The organism is Lysinibacillus composti, assembly GCF_016908465.1.
Classification (GTDB): domain Bacteria; phylum Bacillota; class Bacilli; order Bacillales_A; family Planococcaceae; genus Ureibacillus; species Ureibacillus composti_A.
In genome coordinates, this window is the sequence record NZ_JAFBDY010000028.1 from 1 (window position 1) to 22334 (window position 22334).

The 22334-nt window shown below is 34.3% G+C and carries 22 protein-coding genes and 1 rRNA gene; 8 read left to right on the forward strand and 15 right to left on the reverse strand.

Features of this window, described 5'->3' with window-relative positions; translation table 11 throughout:
* From JOD29_RS17935 to JOD29_RS17955, 5 genes are all read right to left on the reverse strand, one after another.
* Positions 1–70: ribosomal RNA gene (locus JOD29_RS17935) — 16S ribosomal RNA — on the reverse strand; the annotation flags it as partial.
* 534 nt (positions 71–604) lie between these two features.
* A complete protein-coding gene (locus JOD29_RS17940; RefSeq protein WP_124766782.1) occupies positions 605–1210 on the reverse strand; it encodes an NADPH-dependent FMN reductase in 606 nt (201 codons plus the stop codon).
* Between the two features lie 239 nt (positions 1211–1449).
* Positions 1450–2055: an alpha/beta hydrolase gene (locus JOD29_RS17945; RefSeq protein ID WP_124766781.1), complete on the reverse strand. Its 606-nt coding sequence runs from the start codon at positions 2053–2055 to the stop codon at positions 1450–1452.
* Positions 2056–2376: 321 nt separating this feature from the next.
* Positions 2377–2904: a YceI family protein gene (locus JOD29_RS17950; protein ID WP_124766780.1), complete on the reverse strand. Its 528-nt coding sequence runs from the start codon at positions 2902–2904 to the stop codon at positions 2377–2379.
* 250 nt (positions 2905–3154) lie between these two features.
* Positions 3155–4120 (reverse strand): M23 family metallopeptidase, encoded by a 966-nt coding sequence (locus JOD29_RS17955; protein WP_124766786.1) that lies wholly within the window; start codon positions 4118–4120, stop codon positions 3155–3157.
* A 268-nt stretch (positions 4121–4388) separates the two neighbouring features.
* Here JOD29_RS17955 and JOD29_RS17960 point away from each other — a divergent pair, with 268 nt between their 5' ends.
* On the forward strand, positions 4389–4706 hold the full coding sequence (locus JOD29_RS17960) for a thioredoxin family protein (RefSeq protein WP_124766779.1): 318 nt from the start codon (positions 4389–4391) through the stop codon (positions 4704–4706).
* A gap of 46 nt (positions 4707–4752) precedes the next feature.
* Here the strand turns inward: JOD29_RS17960 and JOD29_RS17965 are convergent, their stop codons facing one another.
* The 4 genes from JOD29_RS17965 to JOD29_RS17980 all read right to left on the reverse strand — a co-directional run bounded on the left by JOD29_RS17965 (position 4753) and on the right by JOD29_RS17980 (position 8529).
* The gene (locus tag JOD29_RS17965; RefSeq protein ID WP_124766778.1) at positions 4753–5772 is read right to left on the reverse strand and encodes a putative zinc-binding metallopeptidase; all 1020 of its coding nucleotides are present in this window, start codon (positions 5770–5772) and stop codon (positions 4753–4755) included.
* 228 nt (positions 5773–6000) lie between these two features.
* Positions 6001–7380: an MATE family efflux transporter gene (locus JOD29_RS17970; RefSeq protein ID WP_239585792.1), complete on the reverse strand. Its 1380-nt coding sequence runs from the start codon at positions 7378–7380 to the stop codon at positions 6001–6003.
* A gap of 18 nt (positions 7381–7398) precedes the next feature.
* Entirely contained in the window at positions 7399–7755 is a 357-nt protein-coding gene (locus JOD29_RS17975) for a GIY-YIG nuclease family protein (protein WP_124766777.1), read from the reverse strand.
* Positions 7756–7773: 18 nt separating this feature from the next.
* Positions 7774–8529, reverse strand: a complete 756-nt coding sequence (locus JOD29_RS17980) for a DUF2087 domain-containing protein (RefSeq protein ID WP_124766776.1) — start codon at positions 8527–8529, stop codon at positions 7774–7776.
* A gap of 247 nt (positions 8530–8776) precedes the next feature.
* On the opposite strand from JOD29_RS17980, the gene JOD29_RS17985 reads away from it, so the two are divergent.
* Positions 8777–9568 (forward strand): DUF4097 family beta strand repeat-containing protein, encoded by a 792-nt coding sequence (locus JOD29_RS17985; protein WP_158610612.1) that lies wholly within the window; start codon positions 8777–8779, stop codon positions 9566–9568.
* Between the two features lie 47 nt (positions 9569–9615).
* On the opposite strand, the gene JOD29_RS17990 is transcribed toward JOD29_RS17985, so the two are convergent.
* Positions 9616–10371, reverse strand: coding sequence for a TerC family protein (locus JOD29_RS17990; RefSeq protein ID WP_124766774.1), 756 nt, complete (start codon positions 10369–10371; stop codon positions 9616–9618).
* Positions 10372–10533: 162 nt separating this feature from the next.
* Here JOD29_RS17990 and JOD29_RS17995 point away from each other — a divergent pair, with 162 nt between their 5' ends.
* Complete coding sequence (locus tag JOD29_RS17995; protein ID WP_124766773.1) at positions 10534–11169, forward strand: hypothetical protein; 636 nt, start codon at positions 10534–10536, stop codon at positions 11167–11169.
* Between the two features lie 224 nt (positions 11170–11393).
* Here JOD29_RS17995 and JOD29_RS18000 read toward each other — a convergent pair whose 3' ends face one another.
* The 4 genes from JOD29_RS18000 to JOD29_RS18015 form a co-directional block, all read right to left on the reverse strand.
* Positions 11394–11918 carry a DUF2179 domain-containing protein gene (locus JOD29_RS18000; RefSeq protein ID WP_124766772.1) on the reverse strand — a complete coding sequence of 175 codons (525 nt, stop codon included), beginning with the start codon at positions 11916–11918 and terminating at the stop codon, positions 11394–11396.
* A 194-nt stretch (positions 11919–12112) separates the two neighbouring features.
* On the reverse strand, positions 12113–12880 hold the full coding sequence (locus JOD29_RS18005; protein ID WP_124766771.1) for a hypothetical protein: 768 nt from the start codon (positions 12878–12880) through the stop codon (positions 12113–12115).
* A 700-nt stretch (positions 12881–13580) separates the two neighbouring features.
* On the reverse strand, positions 13581–14084 hold the full coding sequence (locus JOD29_RS18010) for a DinB family protein (RefSeq protein WP_158610611.1): 504 nt from the start codon (positions 14082–14084) through the stop codon (positions 13581–13583).
* Between the two features lie 204 nt (positions 14085–14288).
* Complete coding sequence (locus JOD29_RS18015) at positions 14289–14723, reverse strand: hypothetical protein (RefSeq protein WP_420844563.1); 435 nt, start codon at positions 14721–14723, stop codon at positions 14289–14291.
* A gap of 453 nt (positions 14724–15176) precedes the next feature.
* Here JOD29_RS18015 and JOD29_RS20670 point away from each other — a divergent pair, with 453 nt between their 5' ends.
* The 5 genes from JOD29_RS20670 (at position 15177) to JOD29_RS18035 (ending at position 19203) form a co-directional block, all read left to right on the forward strand.
* A complete protein-coding gene (locus JOD29_RS20670; protein WP_275579666.1) occupies positions 15177–15311 on the forward strand; it encodes a hypothetical protein in 135 nt (44 codons plus the stop codon).
* 240 nt (positions 15312–15551) lie between these two features.
* Positions 15552–15854, forward strand: a complete 303-nt coding sequence (locus tag JOD29_RS18020) for a DUF4212 domain-containing protein (protein WP_124766768.1) — start codon at positions 15552–15554, stop codon at positions 15852–15854.
* Between the two features lie 33 nt (positions 15855–15887).
* Positions 15888–17540 carry a sodium:solute symporter family protein gene (locus JOD29_RS18025; protein WP_124766767.1) on the forward strand — a complete coding sequence of 551 codons (1653 nt, stop codon included), beginning with the start codon at positions 15888–15890 and terminating at the stop codon, positions 17538–17540.
* A gap of 338 nt (positions 17541–17878) precedes the next feature.
* Positions 17879–18652, forward strand: coding sequence for a protein kinase domain-containing protein (locus tag JOD29_RS18030; protein ID WP_239585793.1), 774 nt, complete (start codon positions 17879–17881; stop codon positions 18650–18652).
* Positions 18653–18783: 131 nt separating this feature from the next.
* On the forward strand, positions 18784–19203 hold the full coding sequence (locus JOD29_RS18035) for a YugN family protein (protein WP_124766765.1): 420 nt from the start codon (positions 18784–18786) through the stop codon (positions 19201–19203).
* Between the two features lie 186 nt (positions 19204–19389).
* Here the strand turns inward: JOD29_RS18035 and JOD29_RS18040 are convergent, their stop codons facing one another.
* Complete coding sequence (locus JOD29_RS18040) at positions 19390–22290, reverse strand: EAL domain-containing protein (protein ID WP_124766764.1); 2901 nt, start codon at positions 22288–22290, stop codon at positions 19390–19392.
* Positions 22291–22334 lie beyond the last annotated feature (44 nt).

Consider the following 22334-nt stretch of genomic DNA (forward strand, 5'->3'; position numbering starts at 1 on the left):
TTCGCTCGACTTGCATGTATTAGGCACGCCGCCAGCGTTCGTCCTGAGCCAGGATCAAACTCTCCATAAAAGAAAATTTGATAAAGCTCAAATTTGCTGGCATCAATTTTGATGTCCAAAATTTTTGTTTCTTAATTAAAAGAAACGTTTATTTCATTAACGTTTTGTTGTTCAGTTTTCAAGGTTCATTCGCGTCGTTCTTTAAAAACGACTTTTTTATAATAACAAATTGCCATTTCGTTGTCAACAGTTAATTTTAATAACTTTTTAACTCAACAGACAGCTTTATCATTCTATCAACTCACTAAATATTTGTCAACAACATCTTTATTTAGTAAGTTTTATTTTGTTTTCGTCTTAGCGACTTTTATTATATTAAACACTTTCCAATTAGAAGTCAATAACTTCTTTTAATAATTTTTCATTTCTTTTCTAACCAATCATTTATCTATTTTTCCCTATGCAAAATTGTACACAGTGCACAAACTGTGTGAATTTTCTATATGACGCTCTTAACTAAAAGTGATACTACAGTATATATTAGTTTTACAATTATAAAGTCCACCTCATTTAATGAGACGGACTTTAAACGATAGTATTAAAGTTAATTACGAATTGTTTTAAGAGCGTTTGCCCAAGGAATTACTTGATCAAGCATATCATTTACTGATTGTACTTGAACTTCTTTTGGTTTGAATACTGAACCGTTTTCAAAATCAGTGAATAATGATAATGCAGGATGTACACGAACATCAGCAACTAATAATTCACCTAAAATTCCACGTAAATGTTCAGCTGCACGTGCTCCACCTACTGAACCGTATGAAACGATTCCAGCAGCTTTGTTATTCCATTCTTCACGAAGTAAGTCTAATGCGTTTTTAAGCGCACCAGTAATTGAGTGGTTGTATTCTTGTACGATGAATACAAATCCGTCACAAGATCCTACTGCTTGACCCCACGCTGCAATACCTGAATTGTCAGCACCAGCTTCACCTAAGAACGGTAATTTAAAATCAGCGATATCAATAATTTCATATTCCGCGTCACCGCGTTTGTCTGCTAATTCTTTAACCCATGCTCCAACTTGTGGACTTACGCGTCCTTCACGTGTTGATCCTAAAATAATACCGATTTTAGTCATTTTATCTCCTCCAACTTTTTCAGTTTGGTTAGTGTTTTGTCCAAATAAACTCTTGAAGAATCCCATGCCTTTTAATTTCACCTCCTTCTAATAGAAGTTACCCTTAGTTCGGATTTAAATTCTCGCATTCAAAACTCTCTAATTCGAGATAAAGATAACATGTACTCTACTTTAATGCAATTAACTAGATGTATATAATAATTAGAAATAGTTAATAAAATTTCAATCGAATTAGTGAAACAGAAGGTGTCACAAAGAAAGCAGACACCCTCTTTCTACGCTTTATTATTCTCTACTTCCGTTTTTTAAAAATTGGATTGGTACCACTGTTGTGCAGCTTTTACTTCACCCATCGTTAATTGGTGGCCACGGTCTTCCCAATGTACACTGACCGATGCATTAGCCTCTTCTAATAAAGATTGTAGTTCAATGGATTCTTGTTGAGGGCAGATTGGGTCATTTGTTCCTGCAGCAATAAATACTTTTGCACCTTCTAAATTGGGTAAATCAATTCCACGTCTCGGAACCATTGGATGGTGTAGTATGGCCCCTTTTAATGCACCACTAAAATGGAATAATAAACTTGCTGCGATATTGGCCCCATTTGAATACCCTATTGCTACAATGTTTTGGCGATCAAAATTAAATTCTTTGGCAGCATCATCTAAAAACTGATTCAATTCATTTGTACGAAAAATCAAGTCTTCTTCATCGAATACTCCTTCAGCTAGTCGTCTAAAGAAGCGAGGCATTCCATTTTCTAAAATATTCCCTCTTACACTAAGTATAGACGCATCAGGGTCCACTATTTCTGCTAATGGAATTAAATCGTTTTCATCTCCACCTGTTCCATGTAGAAGAAGTAAAACTGGTTTTTCTAAATTTTTGCCTTGCTTGAAAATGTGTTTCATACTTTTCTCTCCCTTTTTATTTATCTCGGTCGAATTTATATCGCTGAAGAGCTTCAATTCGTACATTAACTGGAGTTAGGCAATTTATAGCTTTGTAAACGTTGTTACCATCTAAAAGTCTATAATTAATTTTAATTGGAGATTTCGAAAATAAACATTGAGTCAATTTATCTCTAATTCGAGATAAAGATATCATCTATTTAGAAAAACGTCAATCTTATTGAAAACGATCTTCTGAGGTCCATTAGATCTGTATGAAACCCTAATGATCTGATGAAAACAGCCAGTCAACAAATTTACTGACTGGCTAAAATTTAATTATTACTCAGCTGGATTAACTTCTAACTCAACTTTTATTTTAATGTCTTTACCTACTAGTACCCCACCTGTTTCAAGAGCTGCATTCCAAGTAAGCCCGAATTCTTCACGGTTGATTTTTGCTTCAGCTTCAAAACCGTAAACTTCTACGCCCCATGGGTTTGTGCCTTTACCACCGAATTCAACATCAAATGCTACCTGTTTTGTTACACCTTTAATTGTTAGGTCACCAGTTACTTTGTAGTCATCTCTATCTTTTACGATGTTTGTTGACTTAAAGTCAATTGTTGGGAACTTTTCTGTATCGAAAAAGTCTGCTGATTTTAAGTGATTATCACGGTCTTCACTACGTGTATTGATACTTGAAACATCAAATTTAAATGCGATTGAAGCTGTTGTTAAGTCTGTTAAATCCTCCGCTTCAACGTCTGCTCTGTAAGAATCAAATTGACCTTTTACTTTCGATACCATCATGTGTTTAACTTCAAAACCTACGCTTGAGTGTGATTGATCTACTGTCCATTTTGCCATTTTAAAACCCTCCATTTTATCTTAATTTAATACTTCTCAATTTCGAGATATATGTTAAAAAATAAAGACCAAATTATTGCTATGAATTAATTTATCTTTAATTCGAGATAATAATAACACGGATAATTTCCAACGTCAATACGTTTATTAAAACTTAGGAGGAAATTTCTTGATCTCTTTTAAGTACGGATTTAAAAAGAATCAATCATATAATTGAAAAGGTTGTTCCGCTATTTCGGAACAACCTTCATCATCTTTTCTTTCTTGCTTGTTTTGCTTCTTTTTCCCATTGAAGAAGTGATGGATACGGGTCAAATGCCCATTCGTTTCGTCCATCAAATTTATAAATTCCGTAATGGAGATGTGGCGGAAATTTTCCTGATGTCCCTTCTTTTCCGTAACCGGTACTTCCAACATAACCAATTACTTGCCCAGGTTCTACAACATCTCCAACCTTTAAGCCTTTATCATAGTAAGCAAGATGTGCATAATAGTGATACGAATTATGATTGTCCCGAATGCCTACTCGCCAACCACCAAACTGATTCCACCCCATCACTTCTACTACTCCATAAGAAGCCGAAAGAACAGGTGTACTATAGTCCGCGAAAACATCAGTACCTTCATGAATTCTTCGTCCGCCCCAACCGCGATTTGCTCCCCAAGTACCTCTATAGCTGTAATTATATCCAAGTGCAACTGGGAAAGTATGGCTGTCAAGATCAATTGAGTCATAATGTTTAAAAAGCTTGGCAATGGTTACTATTTGATTAACCACTTTTTCACTTTGATAATAATCCCACAAGGCTAATTTAAAGTCATCTTCATGTGATCCATATTTACTTAAAAAAGATGACATTGTAAACAATACATCTTCATCATCATCAGAATTGACAATTCCGTCTCCATCTCCATCAAGCCCCATTCCCCCAAAATAACTAATTGTAACAGGTGAAGTATCATTAATGATTGGGTTTAATGGACCTGTCCAGTAATCTTCTGAAAACTGAATGGCAATTATACTATCCCGTTTAGGAATATCTTTTCTTACACCTTGTATATTGCGTTCATATTGATCGACAGCGGCTAAATAGTACCAAGGAATAAGAATATCTTGGAATTGTAAATAATAAGCCATACGTTGTTGAAGAATCTCTTCCCTTGTAGGCCCCTCATTTGCCGATGCTTCTTCAGAAAAAATTATGCTCCAAAACATGGTTAAAGTTATAAAGGGAATAAGATATTTAGACAAACATTAAACCTCCTTTCGTACAAAGTTAGAATAACCGTTTTTTTTTAATCCATGTGTCTTAGTTTTACATGATAATACCTTTAATTTTGGGTAACTCTATACGTTAAAAATTAATTGCGTTCTTCTTATTTGGTTTTCATATATTGTAAGTTAATATCTAAGCAGATGCTTAAGTGGGGTTTAACCAAATATGGTACGATAGGATAAAGTTACAAGATTAGGAGGCTTATTTATGGATACATTGCAATCAATTGAACAATTTAAAGAACTTAAAAATGTAGGTAAAACTATCTTTATGTTTTCTGCAAATTGGTGTGGTGACTGCCGCTTTATCGATCCAGTTCTTCCTGCTATTGAGGAAAAATATACAAATTATCGTTTTGTAAAAATAGATCGTGATGAATTCATCGATCTATGTGTAGAATTAGATGTATTCGGTATCCCAAGCTTTATCGCATATGAAGATGGTGCAGAGCTTGGTCGGTTTGTAAGTAAGGATCGTAAAACGCAACAAGAAATTGAGTCCTTTATTGATGGTTTAGCAAAATAATAAAAAACGCTTGGAATTCTATTGTTCCAAGCGTTTGAACTTTCATTCACTTTTCAACACTTCGTTTTAACCAAGTAGCTGTACGAGATAAGATCTCTGTCCTCATTTCTACTAGTTCCTCATATTGATAAAAGAATAAAATTTTTTCATCTGCAACAGAATTCCCTTTTGGTGTTTCCGTTAACACAAAATGAGCAAAAGTCTCTGCAAAATCCTCTTCAGGTGATGTCATGGCATATTCCGATACATAGTTACCTTCAAAAACATCAGAAGCACCACTTTCCCAGAACTGTAAGTAAAAACCAGTTAAATAAGCATCTTCATATAAGCATCCTGCATTTTTTAGGAATAACGAAGGGCAGCTAGCTTCGTCCTCCCAATAATCCACCTCATTAAAATTTAATGATAAAAAATGAGAGTACTCATGTAGATAAGTTACTAGCGTTTCAGAAGCCAGTTCAATGTTTTCGTAGTTCATACCAAGTGTCCAATATTCACCAAAATCATCATGAAGCGAAACATAAGCAAGCGTGTTTCCACTTTCAAATACTTCAAAACGGGTAATTTCTTCACGATATTTTTCGGGAATAATCCAACTAAAACTAAACCATAACTCCCCATGATATGCTAATTCCTCGTCGGTTACATCAGAATCTGTTGTGATCACTTCTTGTTCATTATCGACATTATAAGTTGTTAGCACTTTAAGTCCATCATCATCGGTGGCAACGGATTCTTCTAACACAAGTGAACCATATTCAAACTCTAGATGAGTAACAACGTCATTCCCCCACTCAACACATGTAAAATAATCAGAGCATTCAATTACAAGTGTGCAGATATCTTCATTTTCTATATAAACTTCATTACTAAAGCAACCATTGTCGACTTGTGTTACTTCTTCCATCGATGAATTAGTGGGTGTAGCATTAACGGTTTCATTCTCTTCTACGATTGCTTCCTCTGAAAGTTTTATTACTTCAGTTACTGCCTCTTCCAAAAGCTGATCGCCACAAGCAGTCAAAAGGATTACTGAGTACAATAAAAGCCATCGCAAATATTTCAAGTATCAGAAAGTCCCCTTTCTACCTAATATTCCACAAAAAATTAAAGAATTAGGCCCAATAATAAATGGAACCATTCATTCGTAAATTTTTGGAAAATCTTATTATTTATTAGATAATATGTAACAATCGTTTTTTGTAGAATATTGGCGTCAGAAGTCTTATAAAGGAATGCACAAAACAAAAAGCACAATTCACTTTTGAAGCGAATTGTACTTTTATTTGAACCTCTACTCGTGGACAAGTGACTGAAATGTTTTCTTTTTCCAAACTAAATGGTAGTAACAAGACTGTGCAGTTAGGCTAACAATAAAGGCAATTGGATAAGCTAACCAAATTCCATTTATTCCTAAAGAGGTGAAGTTCGATAACAGATAGGCTGATGGGACCTCAACAAACCAAATGCTAGAAATCATGAAAACCGTTGGCCACAATACAGTACCCGTCGCCCGCATTGTTGCAGAGATTGCCATTGTATGCCCCAAAATTAAATAACTCCATAACGAGATAAAGATAAGGCCTTCTGCAATAGAAATTGTATCTGGATTTGATAAGAAGATTCTTATTATTGGCTCGGCGAATAAATACACAATAATAATCAATGCACCACCAAATATATAATTAAGACTCAATCCTAGTCTTGTTATTTCTTTCACATTCTCTTGATTGCCTGCCCCGATTGCTTGTGCAACAAATACTGATATCGATATGGAAACACTCAATGCAGGAATCTGTACATAACTAACTATTTGATTGACAATGCCATATGCTGCTGTAGCATCCGAACCATAGCTATTTACGAACGTTATAACGGCAATTTCTGACATCGCAACAGCAACCATGCTAACACTTGATGGAATAGCTAATTTTAATAAAGTTTTTACTATGTCACCTTGCAAGCGAATGTTATTTAGAATGGTTCTATCAAATTTCAAAACATGATTCTTTTTGTGTAAATAAACAAATAACAACAGAAATGACAGTAGATAAGATAATACTGTCGCATAAGCCGCACCATTTAGGCCCAATGCAGGGACCCCTAGCCACCCAAACATTAAAATTGGCAAAAACATTACATTCAACACAATACTAATGATTAAAAAGATCAATGGTGTTTTTGAATCCCCAACCCCTCGTATGAACGTCGTATAGCCCATATATAAAAAGGTAATTGGTAACGTGAAAAATAAGATTTTTGCATAATTAGCACTTTCACCTAAAATATTGTTTGGCGTTCCCATCAGTTTCAAAACACCTTCAGCAAAAATCCCTCCAATAATAGCGGCAACAACTGAAATGAGCAATGTTACGGCTAAAGTTACCCCCACAATCTCCTTCATTTTTGAAATATTCCTAGCACCATACGATTGACCAACTAAAATTGAACTACCTGAGCCAATTCCAATAGCAAAAGAAATAAGCAAAAAGAATAGTGGGAAGAAAGCAGAAATGGCTGCTAAAGAGTTTTCCCCCAGAGTTTGCCCTACTACAATTGTTCCAATAACTTGGCCTAAAGATTGAACTACACTTGAAAAAACAACAGGAATTAAAAAGAGGACCATTGTTTTTTTCAAAGTGACAGGTTTTTGCCTTTTCATGATTGTATCCATGTTAACTTCTCCAAGTTGTTAAGATTTTTTTGTATGATACCCGTGCTCCCCATAAGGTTGGAGTTTCTCAAACCACTTCTCTTCTAACTTTGTTAATGCTTCTTTTTCGTTAAAGTAGGGATCTGTATCATCCTTTTTTAATGTCTCTAAAATTTCAATTGTAAATGCATCCTTGCCGAACGTATTCCAATCTGCTTGAAGCTCTTTATGAATATGCGTATTGTTATTAAGAGTAAATTTTACCCCATTGATAGTCTTTAAGTTCCGTGTACTCTCTACAAACACTTTGCCATTCACATTATTTTTAATTTGATAAATACCTGCAACGATGGCAATCTCTTGATACATTTGTTTCAGTTCTTTTCTTCGTTCCACGCTAGTCACTCCTCTTCTTTATTTCTTCACCCAATAAGCACTACCATCTGCTTTTCGATCGATCAATGCATACTCGATTAAGTACCTTCTAATTAACACATAATCATCGTAAATAGAACTTAGTATATGATTTAGTTCTTGTTCTGTATAAATTACCTTTGGATCGAGTCGATCGGCTATGGCGCGAAGTACAATCAGACGTTGTTTTTCTTTTGGTGGGAATTTGTTTAATGGGCCTGTTAAGCCTTCTAGAAAGTATTTATCTAAAACTTTCTTTTGTTCATCCGTCGTAATATCATAACGATCATCAACCATCGTTGCATGTTTATGTGGCGCAACAAAAGCTAGTGCATATTGATCTTTTCCTTTTAGTAATTCCATGATGGCAAGTAATGTTTTTGCCTGACGTTCCTTTTCTTTTAATACGAATCGGTGATGACGGATAGTTGAACTACTACCTATCCCCATCTCTTCTTGTACTTCTTTATCGGTTTTACCGGCATAAAAATTTTTTAGTAAAGCGGTTTGATGTTCAGTTAAACCTGTTAACTTTTTATCTAATCCTAGTAAATAATCGAAAACAGAACCATGCATTTGTTCAATATGTAGCCGTATGAATCGTTTTGCCTCATACAAAACATTTTCATGCGGATAAATTACACCCTTATGAATTTCTTCACCACATAAAAGACATATAAATTTATTTTGATCTTCTGTATAACCGAGCTTCATCTCCTCTAAAGAGGCGTTCCAAAAAATTTCAGAATTACTCACTATTAACACCCTCACTTTTCAAAACCAAAGTATGAATTCATCAAAATAACAAACAAAATTAATATTCGTTTGCATTTATATAAACAATTTAACAAAACGTTTATAAACTGTCAATCCCATTCTGTTCACAAGTTCAGTAAACTACGTCGCAGGTCTTAGATACATTTAATGCTAGGGATCATTGTATGGGATTCATTTTTTCTTTAACATGAATGTTAGAATGTAAAACATTTTAGGAGGTTCAACTTTGAAGAAAGTATTACTAGTTGTTTTAATTGCAATTGGGATCATTAGCCTTTTTATATCTGTCCCCTCTTGGGTAACTTCATTTTTTACAACAAATAACCATCAAGCCGAAATTACTAACAACATTAAATTAATTGAAATTGATGTTGAAGGAACAAACGCAACGATTATCCCCAAAAATCAGGATGAACTAACGGCTGAGTTAAAAGGTAAAGGTAAAGTAGAAGTTGTAAAAAAGGGTAACAGAATCGAAGTTCAATATAGACGAAAGTGGTTTGAATGGTTTTCTTTTTTTGATAAAACAAAACTTACTATTAGCATTCCTGAAGATTATGACCGTGATTTAGATATAGAAGTTGGTTCTGGAAATATTAATTTTGTTGACAGTGAAGGTTTACACCTTGACAATGTCGAAGTGGAAATTGGTTCAGGAAACGTTCAAATTGAAACATTGAATGCTAATAGTGGGGTTTTTGAAGTTAGTTCTGGAAATATGGATATAAATCAGTTTACAGGTAAATTGGAAGCGAATGTTTCTTCGGGTAATTTAGTGATTCATATGGATGAATTAATAGATCACGTAGAAGCTGATGTGAGCTCGGGACATTTAAAACTCGATTTACCGGATGATTCCAATTTCACATTAGATGCTCGTGTAAGTAGTGGCCACATTGCTAATAAATTCCAATTAGAAAACAAACAAAGCTCTAAAAATGAGTTATCTGGAAAACACGGTACAGGAAAATATCATATTAATTTAAATGTTTCTAGCGGTGTAGTTGAATTAAACTAATAAAAAATGAGCTTAGTCCTTTTACTAAGCTCATTTATTTCAAAACGTTAATGAGACACTTTTTCTTTCTTCACTTTTAACGCATGTAAAATGAATGTAAGTAGGAATGCCAATACAAGGACTGAAAGGAAAATTTCATTTGGGATATGTATATATACAAGAGTAAGTCCCATTTTTATAGCGATAAAAACAATTAATACATAGGCTGTAGTCTCTAATTCAGGAACCTTGTTCATGAGACTTATAAAGAACGTCGCAATTCCGCGCATCAGAAGGATTCCAATCATGCCACCAAGTAAAACTACCCAAACTTGCTCAGAGATAGCTAGAGCAGTCAAAATACTATCAACTGAAAATGCCAAATCCATAAGTTCTACACTAATAACAGTAGCCCAAAACAATCCAAAAACTTTCACTAACCAACCCTTTGGTGAAGAATCTATTTCATCCTCTTCCATATTACTTTTTCTTTTATCTCTAAAAAACTTAAATCCTAAATATAATAAATATAGAGCACCTATTAATTTAATAGGCCAAAATTTAATTAAAACTGTTCCAAGACCAATAAAGATAAAGCGGAAAATATAGGCTCCCCATAGACCATACACCAGTGCCTTTTTTTGATGTTCTTTCGGTAAAGGTTTTACAAAAGCAGACAGCACTAGGGCATTATCTGCAGACAGAATACATTCCATTACCGCTAATGAGAGTATTAACCCCCATGCTTCTGAGCTCGTTAGAATTTTTGCCCATATGTGCCAATCTAACATAGAGGCATAGGTTCCTAAAATTTCTTCAAACATTTGAGTTCCCCCTAAGACGTTAAGCGGATCATAATTTACCGTGTAATTTTTATCGGTTTTAACAATTATCCTAAATTTTATTATAAACCTTTTATTATGCATTAATGCCCCAACTGCCGAATAAACATATTATTACTACTTTTAATGGGGGTTTTGTCTGAGGTGGAAAGAGTTAAAGCGGTGGCTACTTTTCGGCAAATTGGAGAAGAAATTTACCGAACAGATACGTACATTCAATTTGGTACTGCAAAACAATCGCTCGGAGCGGTGGTGATGTTAAATCCAGGTTCTGCTGATCTAAAAGGTGAAGCAAAATGGCAGCTTCATCATACAGGCTGCTATACAGATGAAATTTCACTCGATAGCACCATGAGACAGCTTGTGGATTTTATGACTTCAACCCATTCTAAGTTAGAAGGTCGTCTGTATATTTACAATTTGATTTATGTAAGACAAACAAACCATATTGATGCAATCAATTTATTTCAACATCTAAAACTTATTGGTAAGTACCCAACCATCTCACTCCCGTCTTTACAAGAAATGAAAACGCATCCATGGTTATTAATTGGTTGGGGTGTTGAAACTAAAAAACGTTGGACTTATTATGAAAGTGAAAAAAGGAAATGGCTACATTTGATTAATAACTGTGGAATCCCTTATTTTGGCGTGTTATCAGAAAAAAATGAGTATTATCATCCCTGCCCTAATAGCCCTGCAAAAAAGGAACGACTAGACCAACTAATTCAGGCCTTTAAAAACACCATTGAGTATAAAAAACTTGTAAATAATAACTAATATTTCAAGTAAAGGTCATTACTGATTTCTTTTAAACTTTTCCCATTGGAGTTTTCCATACTTATTTCTTCTAATTTTGAACTTCCTTGCGTCGATGAAGTTCACTTCGAATTTTCTATCTCACGGGTTTAATGATCTACTAGTATATTGTATCCTGGTATGCAAGATTTTTTTCACAATAAAAAGCTAGGGTAGTCAATAACACCCTAGCTTTCTTTATGGTTTTACATTTTTTTCATTTTACGCATGCGGTCAACTAAAAACCCGCCTTTAAAGGATTTCGGTTCATATGAAATAATAAACGCTTTTGGTTCTATCAACTCAACAAGTTGGAACAATTCCTTTTCTCGATTACGTTTTGCTAAAATTTCATATTTATATCGGTCGCTATCTCGCCCTTCACCAACATAAGTGGTAATGGCAAATCCATTTTGTCTTAACGTATCAATTAACTCTTGATTTTTATTTTGAGTATTAATTGTGACATAAACATAACCAATAGCTAATTTATTTTCAATTTTTGTTCCTAAAAACATCCCAAGCCCAAACCCAACTGCATAGACCACCATAGCAAGTAAACTTTGGTCTCCATTAAAGACAAGTGATAGTCCAAATACATAGATGAGCATTTCTAATATTCCAAATACCGCAGCTAAAAAAGTAAGATTTTTTACTAAGAAAATAGTCCGCAGAGTTAATAAAGGTACATATACAAGTTGTAACACTAAAATTAGCAATATATTAAGCATTTGATTAGCCTCACTAAACGTATTATGGTTATTTCCTAACCCAAAGTGATTGTACTTAGTTTATTTTTAAATGTCTATAAGATAATTTATTCAAAAAAGATTGAAAATAAACAATTATTAAGCTCAGCTGACGAAACGTAAAAAATAACACCTCAGACCTTTTACATAGTAAGTCGAAGGTGTTTTTTTATAGTTTAGAAAAAGTATAACCCTGCAATCGCTGCCGCCATTATGACTTGAGTTGTTCCAACAGCAATCATCCACTTCTTATTTAGGATCATTTGATTTCCAAGCGTTTGTTGGACAAGATGCAAATCCTCTTTTTGCTTCTGCCAAAGCATATCTCTTGTTTCAATTTCTGCAGCTGTTTGTAATTCATAAGTTTTAGTTGTTTCCATAAAGTCAGCATTCAAATCATTTAATGCACTAATAACATCCTGTTGTTTTTGACGAACTTCTTTGATTGCATTAAGGCTTTCCTGTAGTCCACTTTGCTGCTCTTTTGTACTAATTTGCCAGTCTCCCACAATCAAGTCATAGGTTTCTTTTTGTGTTTTCATTAATTTAGCCGATAAATTAAGCCACTCTTCACTAGTTTGAGCTATAAGATGTTTTTGTTCTTCAGCTAAATTCCTAAACGGTTTAAACGTATTCCAGGCAACCTCTTCAATTTGCTGAGACAGGTTCGGTATTTGCTGCTGGGCATCGGATTGGAAGCTTTCTAGAGTGATGCACATTTGACCAGCTGCCTCTTTTGTAATTTGGTTAATATCGTCTTCAAAGCGTTTAAGCTTGGTTTGAACATTCAACATCGACTCTTCAACTTTTTTATATTCATCTTCTAACTGCTGTAAGTGACTCTTCATATTATCATTCAGCTCACTATAGAAGAGTCTTCCATTGATTTCTTGTACGTCTTTACCTATATTTTTATAATCTACTTCATTATTCGTTGCCATCATAAATAACCCTCTCACCTTGCTATTTTAAGACATTCCAATATCAATGGATGAACCACTTTTCTTTGATTTATGCCTTTTTATTACTATCACATATTTTTCTCGCAAATCTCGAATTCAAACTAAATCGATTTAGTAGATACAATATTTCGATAACATTAGTTAGACCAAGAACAAATACTTCCTTAGAAGTTTCAATTTACTTAACTTGCCATAATCAATACCCGTTTGTTGAAACTTTAATCCTTTTTTATCTACTATTTTTCTAAGCTTTCCTAAAAAATCTATATCCATTAAATTTTGCTTCGCATTTTTGTAAAAGTTCAATTTCCTATTGCTCATATTAGGGTGTCCAACGAATCAATCTTCTTAATTTATTATTTGCGTTCAATATTCATTAATCTTTATTATGTAATATTAGCAACTTTTTAACTTAGGTGAATATTTAGTGCTTTTTTCTTATTATAATTCAAAATTAATGGAAACGGGATAACAAAAGAGTAAATATTCTAAACTTTTTACCATTATTAGTTATGATGATATTATGTAATAATTTTTTGTCTATTATATAATTCCATAAAATTCAAGAGGATCTTTTAAGTTAATGGCATTATAAAATATTACAAGCCTTTTAAACTTCTATCATTTCATGAATAAAAAAGGAATGGATTGTTTATCTCATAATCCATTCCCATCTTAATTCTTATAGTCTTTCTTTGCTCAATTTAAGGTTCTGTTTTATTTCCTCTATTTGATTAATATGACGATGTTCATGAAATCCAACTAGAGAAACCCATTGTTTAATGCTAAGCACACCAAATCTTCGATGTATAAATGAAATTTCATTAAAATCATCTTCTTTAATATCTTTAATACATTCCAGTAAAGCTTTTCTTGTATCTGTTAATTCTTCTTTAAGTCGCTCTAACACTTTAAAATCATTTGAAGGAACAAGATTATCTGGAGCCTTAACTTTATGAGTACGATCCTTTACAAATTCTAACGACTTTTGTTCTGCCTTAAGTTTCTCATCACTTAACAAGGCATCTCTAATACCCCGCACAACATTTCTTTCCATTAAATGAAGGTGTTCAAGAACCTGAGCAATCGACCAGGTCCCCTCTTCGATAACCTCGTTTGCTTGTTCATTTGTCAATCCACTAATACTTAACCATAAGTCTTCTCTCGTTTTAGCCAACTTGTCCATCGTAATCTCCCCTTTCTTCATAGTATCTATTATTTTAGAAAAGGGAAAAATAGAACTACTTTTATACAAAATAGAAATTATTACTTTTTTTCTTTGCTTTTTCCCAACTAAATAAGAGTGAGACTGTTATGGTCTCACTCTTAAAAACTTAGATTTTTATAAATTCGTTTAAGGAGTCATTATTTTTATCTGTTTTCATAATAATTAATAGCATTGGAAGAATAGAACATTGTTACGATTGATAGAGTCATAAACCCATCCACGATTACCTCTCCAACGGAAACCAACTATTTGGTTACCTGCAACGAAAATAGGGAAGAACCAAAACGCATTGCCATTTCTCATCCAGACAAATGTGTTACGGAACATACAACGTCTAATACCACCTACTCCACCACTACGAGTAAACTGTTGTTGTTGGAACGTATCCATTTGTGGAGTAAAGTTTGGCGGTGGTGCAGTTGGCATCATGTTTTGGCCTCCACCTGGGAAGCCGCCCGGAGCTCCTCCTGGGAAACCACCTGGTGTTCCTCCTGGGAATCCGCCTGGTGTTCCACCTGGGAAACCACCACCTGGTCTTCCTCCTGGGAATCCGCCTGGGAAGCCTGGAAATCCTCCTTGATTTCTAGTCAAATTCATACCTCCTTTCTTCATCAGCTCAAATTCAATTTATGTAGAAAAATGGAGCCCTTGTAGGTTGTCCATCCCTATTCCTCAAAATAGAAAAAATTTATTTCTTTTCTTTTTATATATCTTAAAAGACTTAAAGAGCAAAAGAGCTTATTTTGCTTCATTACGTTATTCTGTCAATGCAGTTTTGCAATATGGAAATTAGTACACTTGGTACTTCGCAAAAGGGTTAGAAACAATCATAGAGGCAAAGTAACAAATGATGCATTCCGTACTACAGACATTCATCATTTCCACTTTAAAAATGGAAAATAAACTTTCCCCCTATGCATAACAATTTCTTGTGAAAATCGATAATATTGTGACAATTCCCTACATAAATTTTAGAAAATACCTAGCACACCAAAGGAGGTAACAACAATTATATATATCTTTCTTATACTCGTAGGAACTTGTTTACTTTTGGCATTAAGGAAAAAACAATTTCTTTACTTACTAGTACCAGTAGTAGCCATGATTGGTTACATTGTTGTAGAAATTGCTCTTGTTCCAGCTCCATTCTTTGAAACTGTTAAATTTATCTTTAGCTTAAGCTAACAGTTACCTCCCACATATCCAAATCATTACTTCTAACAAATTCCTATTTCCTCTAATCTAAAATGCATAACCTATTCCCAATTTATTTCCATAAGGTATTTTTCCTTTGTCATTAAGACTAGATAAAGGTGAATATGAACCTTCTCAGTAATTCCTAAAAGGAGGCGTAATCCTACTAACTAATAACAGAGTTTATTTCACAAAACTGAATTTGAAGAATTTTAAATTAGGGGTGACATCATGAGAAAAATTGATAAGAGTGTCGCTAATGGATATTTTCGAGAGAAAAATACGTATATGGTCATTTACTTCATCATATGGGCAGTAGTGTCATACGGTGTTGTGCTTTTAGCTGAGCCACTTAGTACGATTTATTTTAATGGCTTCCCATTCCATTACTTTATGGGAGCACAAGGGGCACTAGCTGTCTTTATCATTCTGCTATTCGTGAATGCAATTGTTGGAGATAAAATTGATAAGAAATACGGCATCAATGATAAGAAAAATGCAGAAATTGGTATGGGAAGTACGGTTGACCATTAAGGAGATACTTAACTTAGATAAGGGGGATCGCTTTTGGATACACAGTTTATCGTTTCGTTAGCGATTATCTTAGCCACATTCGCCCTATATATTTGGATTGCAATCTATAACAAGGCGAAGGAAACTTCTGAGTTCTACGTTGCTGGACGTGGTGTACCTCCAATTTGGAACGGGATGGCAATTGGTGCCGACTGGATGAGTGCCGCTTCCTTCATCGGTATGGCCGGAACAATCATGGTTCTTGGTTACGATGGTTTAGCTTATATTATGGGTTGGACTGGTGGCTATTTATTATTAACTTTTTTACTTGCACCACAATTAAGAAAGTCAGGAAGTTATACAGTACCTGAATTCATTGGAGACCGCTTTCAAAATAAAGCAGCATTGATTATTGCGGCAATCTGTACGATGATTATTAGCTTTACTTATTCAATCGGGCAATTATCTGGTTCTGGAGTAGTAATTGGACGTTTATTTGAAATTGATGCGAAGCTTGGTACTATGATTGGAGTTGTATTAATTGCAATCTATGCTGCATTCGGTGGAATGAAGGGAATCACTTGGACTCAAGTTGCTCAGTATCTTGTGTTAATTATTGCATACTTAGTACCAGTAATATTTATGTCCCTACAAATTACAGGAAATCCAATACCATGGTTATCTTACGGGGATATAGTAGGTAAATTAGGTGCACTCGATCGGGAACTTGGTTTATCCGAGTATTTCGCACCATTTGAAAAGGGAACAAAATGGCAATTCCTTGCACTTATGTTTACTTTAATGGCAGGTACAGCAGGACTTCCACACGTAATTGCCCGTTTCTACACAGTATCAACGATGAAAGCTGCACGTTGGTCTGGTGCATGGGCGCTATTATTCATCGGATTATTATACTTCTCTGCTCCTGCCTATGCTGCATTTTCTCGTTTTATTTTAATGACTCAAGTCGCTGGAAGCAAAATCTCCGAGTTACCTGCATGGACGAAAACATGGGTGGATACTGGACTATTAAAGGTTGCTGATTCAAGCGGAGATGGAATTCTTGAGTGGAATGAATTAATTATTTCAAACGATATCGTCGTAATGGCAACACCAGAGATTGCAAATTTAGGTGCATTCGTTATAGGTTTAGTTGCTGCAGGCGCAATGGCAGCTGCGTTATCAACTGCAGGAGGACTACTAATTGCTATTTCATCTGCCTTTGCCCATGATATTTACTATCGTATATTAAAACCTACTGCGACTGAAAAACAGCGTATGACAGTGGCACGTATTACAATCGTTGTGGCAACACTTTTGGCTGGTTTAATTGCACTTGATCCACCAGGTGCCATTACACAAATCGTTGCTTGGGCATTCGCACTTGCGACAGGTACTTTCTTCCCCGCTCTCGTGTTAGGAGTTTGGTGGAAACGTTCCAACGCAGCAGGATTAATTGCTGGTTTACTAGTTGGTTTAGGTGTAACACTCACTTATATCTTTGCAGCTAAATTTGGAGGCTTCACAATTCTAGGAATCATTGACACTGGAGCAGGTGTCTTCGGAGCAATTGCTGCATTTGCTGCAAATATTATTGTATCTTTAGCTACTAAACCACCTTCTCAAGAGATTCAAGATGCTGTCATCAACCTACGTTACCCAGAACAAATGACGTACAAAGACGGAGAAATATATATGGAAGACTAAAAAATGTGCCTGGCACAAAGCAATGCTTTTTGTTCCATTGCTTCGTGTTAGGTCTTTTTTTATTATTCTAACGAAACTTTATAGTTATTTATTCGTATATTTTATTGCAGAACGTATTTTATTTAAATTAGAAAGGAATGAATTACTTGTTAGATAAAATATTAAGATCTTTATTAGGTAAAGGTCGTCGCTACTCTTCAAGTAGTCGTCGTAAATATTCACATAAACATAATTATTATGGACATAAACATTATAAAAGAGGTTATGGAAGAAGAAGAAGTTCTGGTAGTTTCTTCAGCTCAAGTGGCTTCTTTGGAAGTTAATCAATGTGGGGCTTTATGAAGGAAAAAAAGTACCATCATTTGGTGAGAAATTATATTGAACAAAAAACTGATTTTCATTTCATAAAAGAACTTGGGGTAGGTTCCTATGGGGTCGCTTACCTCCTTATACATTCTAAAAGTGGAAATCAGTACGTACTTAAACGAATGAAAACAAAACATCTTTGTAAAAAAAGGCTGCATGAAAAATTTCAACAGGAAATTTCAATGTTAAATGAAATCAGCATTCCAAACATCCCTTCCGTGTACACACAGGGGAAACTGCAAGACGTACCATTTTATATAATGGATTTTGTGGATGGTAAAACGTTTGAGCAGGCTATTTTTAAAGATGGGGAAACCTTTACCCTCGCACAATCATTAGAAATCACCAAACAGTTACTTGAGCTTGTGATAACTATTCATGAGAAAGGTATCGTTCATCGTGATCTGCGTATTCCTAATATATTAATAAACGAAGATGGTTTACACATTATAGACTTTGGATTAGCAGCCTATTTAAATCCAAACCTAAAAGTCGATAAAATAAATAATCCTAAAAAAGTGGAAAATCATATTAGTGATTTGTATTTTGTTGGACACTTTTTACTATTTTTGCTCTATTCAAACTTTACACCTACAGAGCGAAAGGAGCGTAGTTGGCAAGAAGAATTGCAGCTACCTATTGGAGTGATTGATTATATTGAACGACTATTAACTCTCCGCTCCCCCTTTTCAAATACGAAAGAAGCATTAAATTCAATACCTACAGACTTCCTGAAAAAGACATAAAAACAGTACAAACTTGCGTTTGTACTGTTTTTGTTTTAGTAGAAAATTTATGTAAACAATTTCCTCATTGTATTTAATTTTTCCTTTTCGGTTACGCTAAATATATATGGAAAAAAGGAGTGTCTTATAAGATGATCGAATTAGAAACTGATCTAGTTGGAAAACATGCACATTTCGGGACATTGCGTGATTATATCAAAAAATACGGATTTTCTATTGGTGGAAATTGGGAATACGACAGAGGGAGCTTTGATACTATCCTCCACCAAAATCAAGAGGAAGGCGAAACCATTTATCTTCGATTACCTTTTAAAGTTCTAACTGGTCAACTAGATGATTATAATACGGATATTATTTTCCAAAAGCCATATGTCATTAAACACGTAGCCAACATTGGATTAGAGTATGATGGAAGTTCGTTAGCAGACGCGACTGGATTTAGCCAATTCCAAACACCCGCCGATCAAGATGGACAAATTCAAGACAAAGGTAAATGGATCCAAGCTGGTGAACAATTAGTAGTGGAGAAAGTACTTCCACATGTAAACTAGAAATGTGGAGAATGCCCGTTTAGCCCTACAGTTGTCGAGGAGCTGGAGTTCAGAGCTAAATATTACTCAAACTACAAAAGATTATACTTTCTATTTTAAACAACACCCTACAGGTTAGTCATTGCGTACGACTAACTTAGGGTGTTTTTCAATGCGCATTAAATTTCCATCAAAATAGGATTCTTTCTATTGAAAAGAGGTTTCGTGACCTTTCCGTAACACAGGAAGACGGCGAATAATCGTTTCAATCCGTTTTTCAATACTGTGATTCATGTGAAATTTAACTCCATAACAATAGGTATCACTACATTTTTCTTCAAACCACCTTAAATCACCAGAAGCCTCTACCTTAATATCACAAAGATTAAATTCAAATTTATAATTTATGTTAGAGTTCACTGGGATTTTATAGTTTGTTGAAAATTTTATTCCCCCTAAACTAATGTTTTCTAACAAAATAGGAATGGAACTAGTATTTACTCTTTCATTATTCACCCCACTAATAATCATTTGTCCTATTACTGGATGAGGTAATTCAAAACGAAAATGTTTTCGCTTTTCATTTATTAAATCTTTTAATTTTAATTTCTTATCTTGCTTTAATACCTTTTCTTGAAGCATCTTTTCATATTCTTTAATTGGAACAGGCATGGAAAATAAATACCCCTGAATATAGAGACATTCGTTTTGTTGTAAGAATGTAAGATGTTCATTCTTCTCAACTCCTTCGGCAATTATCTTCACCCCTAATAGTTTTCCTAAATATAATATGGAAGATATAATCCCCTGATCTACAGAATTATCCTTATGAATATTTTTAATAAAGATTTGATCAATTTTAATTGTATCGGGTTTAAATTTTCGTAAGGATTCTAGAGAAGAATAACCTGTTCCAAAATCATCAATAGCAATTTTAACCCCTAACTTCCTTAGTGCATGTAAAGTTTCAATAACACTAGATTCACTTCTTAATAATGAACCTTCTGTAATTTCAAATTCAATATATTCGGGTGAGATATCATATTCCCTTATCATTTTTGCCATATAATCAACTAGACCATATTTCATAAACCGAATAGGTGGAACATTAATAGAAATGGGAAAAATGGGTATACCGCGCTCTTTCCAATCCTTAAATAGACTACATACCTTTTCAATAATCCAATCTGTTATTTGAATAATCATATGGTTTTCTTCCGCTAGGGGAATAAAGTCACCAGGTGAAATCATCCCAAGTTCCCTATGGTTCCAACGAATTAAGGCCTCCGCACCTTTAATGGAGTACTTCTGGGTTTCAATCTGCGGTTGGAGATAGACTTCAAACTCCTGACGATTAATAGCCATGCGCATATCACGATCTAAAATATACTTTCTCAGTGTGGTTGAGCCCTTTGAATTAGAATAAGGTTGATAATTATTTTTCCCATGCCGCTTTGCCTGATAAAGCGCTGAATGTGCACTTTCAAGTAGAGCTAATGTTTGACTACCGTCAATTGGGTAAAAAGCAATGCCAATACTTGTTGAGAGATTCATTTCATAATCTTGAACGACAAATGGTTGGGCAATTACTTCCATAATTTGATCGGCTAATTCAAATACTACTTTTTCGTTTCCTTCAATGGGAATGATCATAATAAAGTCGTTACTGTTTAAGCGAGCTAAGTATCCTTCATGAGGCACCATTTCTTTTAAACGATTGGTAATGATTTTTAATGCTTCATCTCCAATATGATAGCCTAAAGAATCATTAATGAGATGAAATCGATCGATATCTAAATGGAGCACTGCAAATGCTTCCTTTGTTTTACAGCAATCATCTAACTTTTTATTTAGGCTTGATAGGTTCGGTAATCCTGTTAATTCGTCATATTGGGCTAAATAAGTTAATCTTTCTTGACTTTCGATTTCCTTTGTTACGTCTGATACCAATCCAAATATTTGATAAATCTCACCTTTAGCATTTTGTCTTGGTACAACTTGTTCCAACAACCACTTCGTTTTCCTGCTAGGACAAATTAGACGATAGAGCATTTGGATACTTTCACCCATAGCTATTCGACCAATATTTTGGGTTACTTCTGCTTTATCTTCAGGATGAATCATTTCCTTCCAAATATTTGAATTAGAGTATAATGTGTTAATTGGAACTTCAAGAATGGTCTCAAGTCCCTTTGAAGCAAACTTAAAATTACCATTGATATAATCTCGCATCCATATGCCAGCAGATAAGTTATCAAAGATATACTCATAGTTTTCAATGGCTTCCGTTAAAGCATTTTCCAAAAGTTTTTCATTGGTAAAGTCCTTAACTACTCCGATTAATTTATATGGATTTTCATTTTGATGTAATACTTCTGCTTCTACTTTTATATAGCGTAATTCATTTGTTTTACCATGGAAAATTCTAAATTCGTTTCGAAAATTCTTTCCCTTATACGCTTCTTTTACAAATTTATATGACCGTTCATAATCTTCTGGATGTACCAATTTAAACAGCTTGTCCATCGTATAATGACGAGTATGTTCTAAGCCAAAAAGGTCATAGAAATATTCTGAATAGAATAATTGGTCCTCTTTAATTAGATACTCCCAGCTACCTACCTTAGCAATTTGTTGAGCATAATTTAAATGCTTTTCTCTAAGGTACGCCAAGTTTTTTAACTCAACTTGTTCTGTTATATTATGAACAATAATATAAACACGGTGTACACCTTTGTTTTGTATAATGGGGGCAAACGTTACAGATAAGAAGCTTGTTTTCCCGTCAATTCGATTCAGTTGAATTTCATGACTTTCCTCTCTACCCTCTAACGCATGATTAAATGCTGTTGTAAGCATTTGATTGACTTCGTTACTAAATAATTTTTTAAAATCCGTTGTTTGTTTCGGCGTATAACCTAATAATTTTACTAATTCGGTTTCGTTATTAATAGAAATAATTTGCCTGTCAGTGGAACACACAATCACGATCTTAGGAAAGTATGTAGTAACCTTTGCATATTCACTAAAAAATTGTTGATTTCCTATGTCGTTTCTTTTCCTGAGAAACTGGTTAATAATGTTTATCCTTATTTCATTCCATCTCATTCATTCCACTTCTTTCTACTTTTAATAAGGCCGAAATAAGCAGT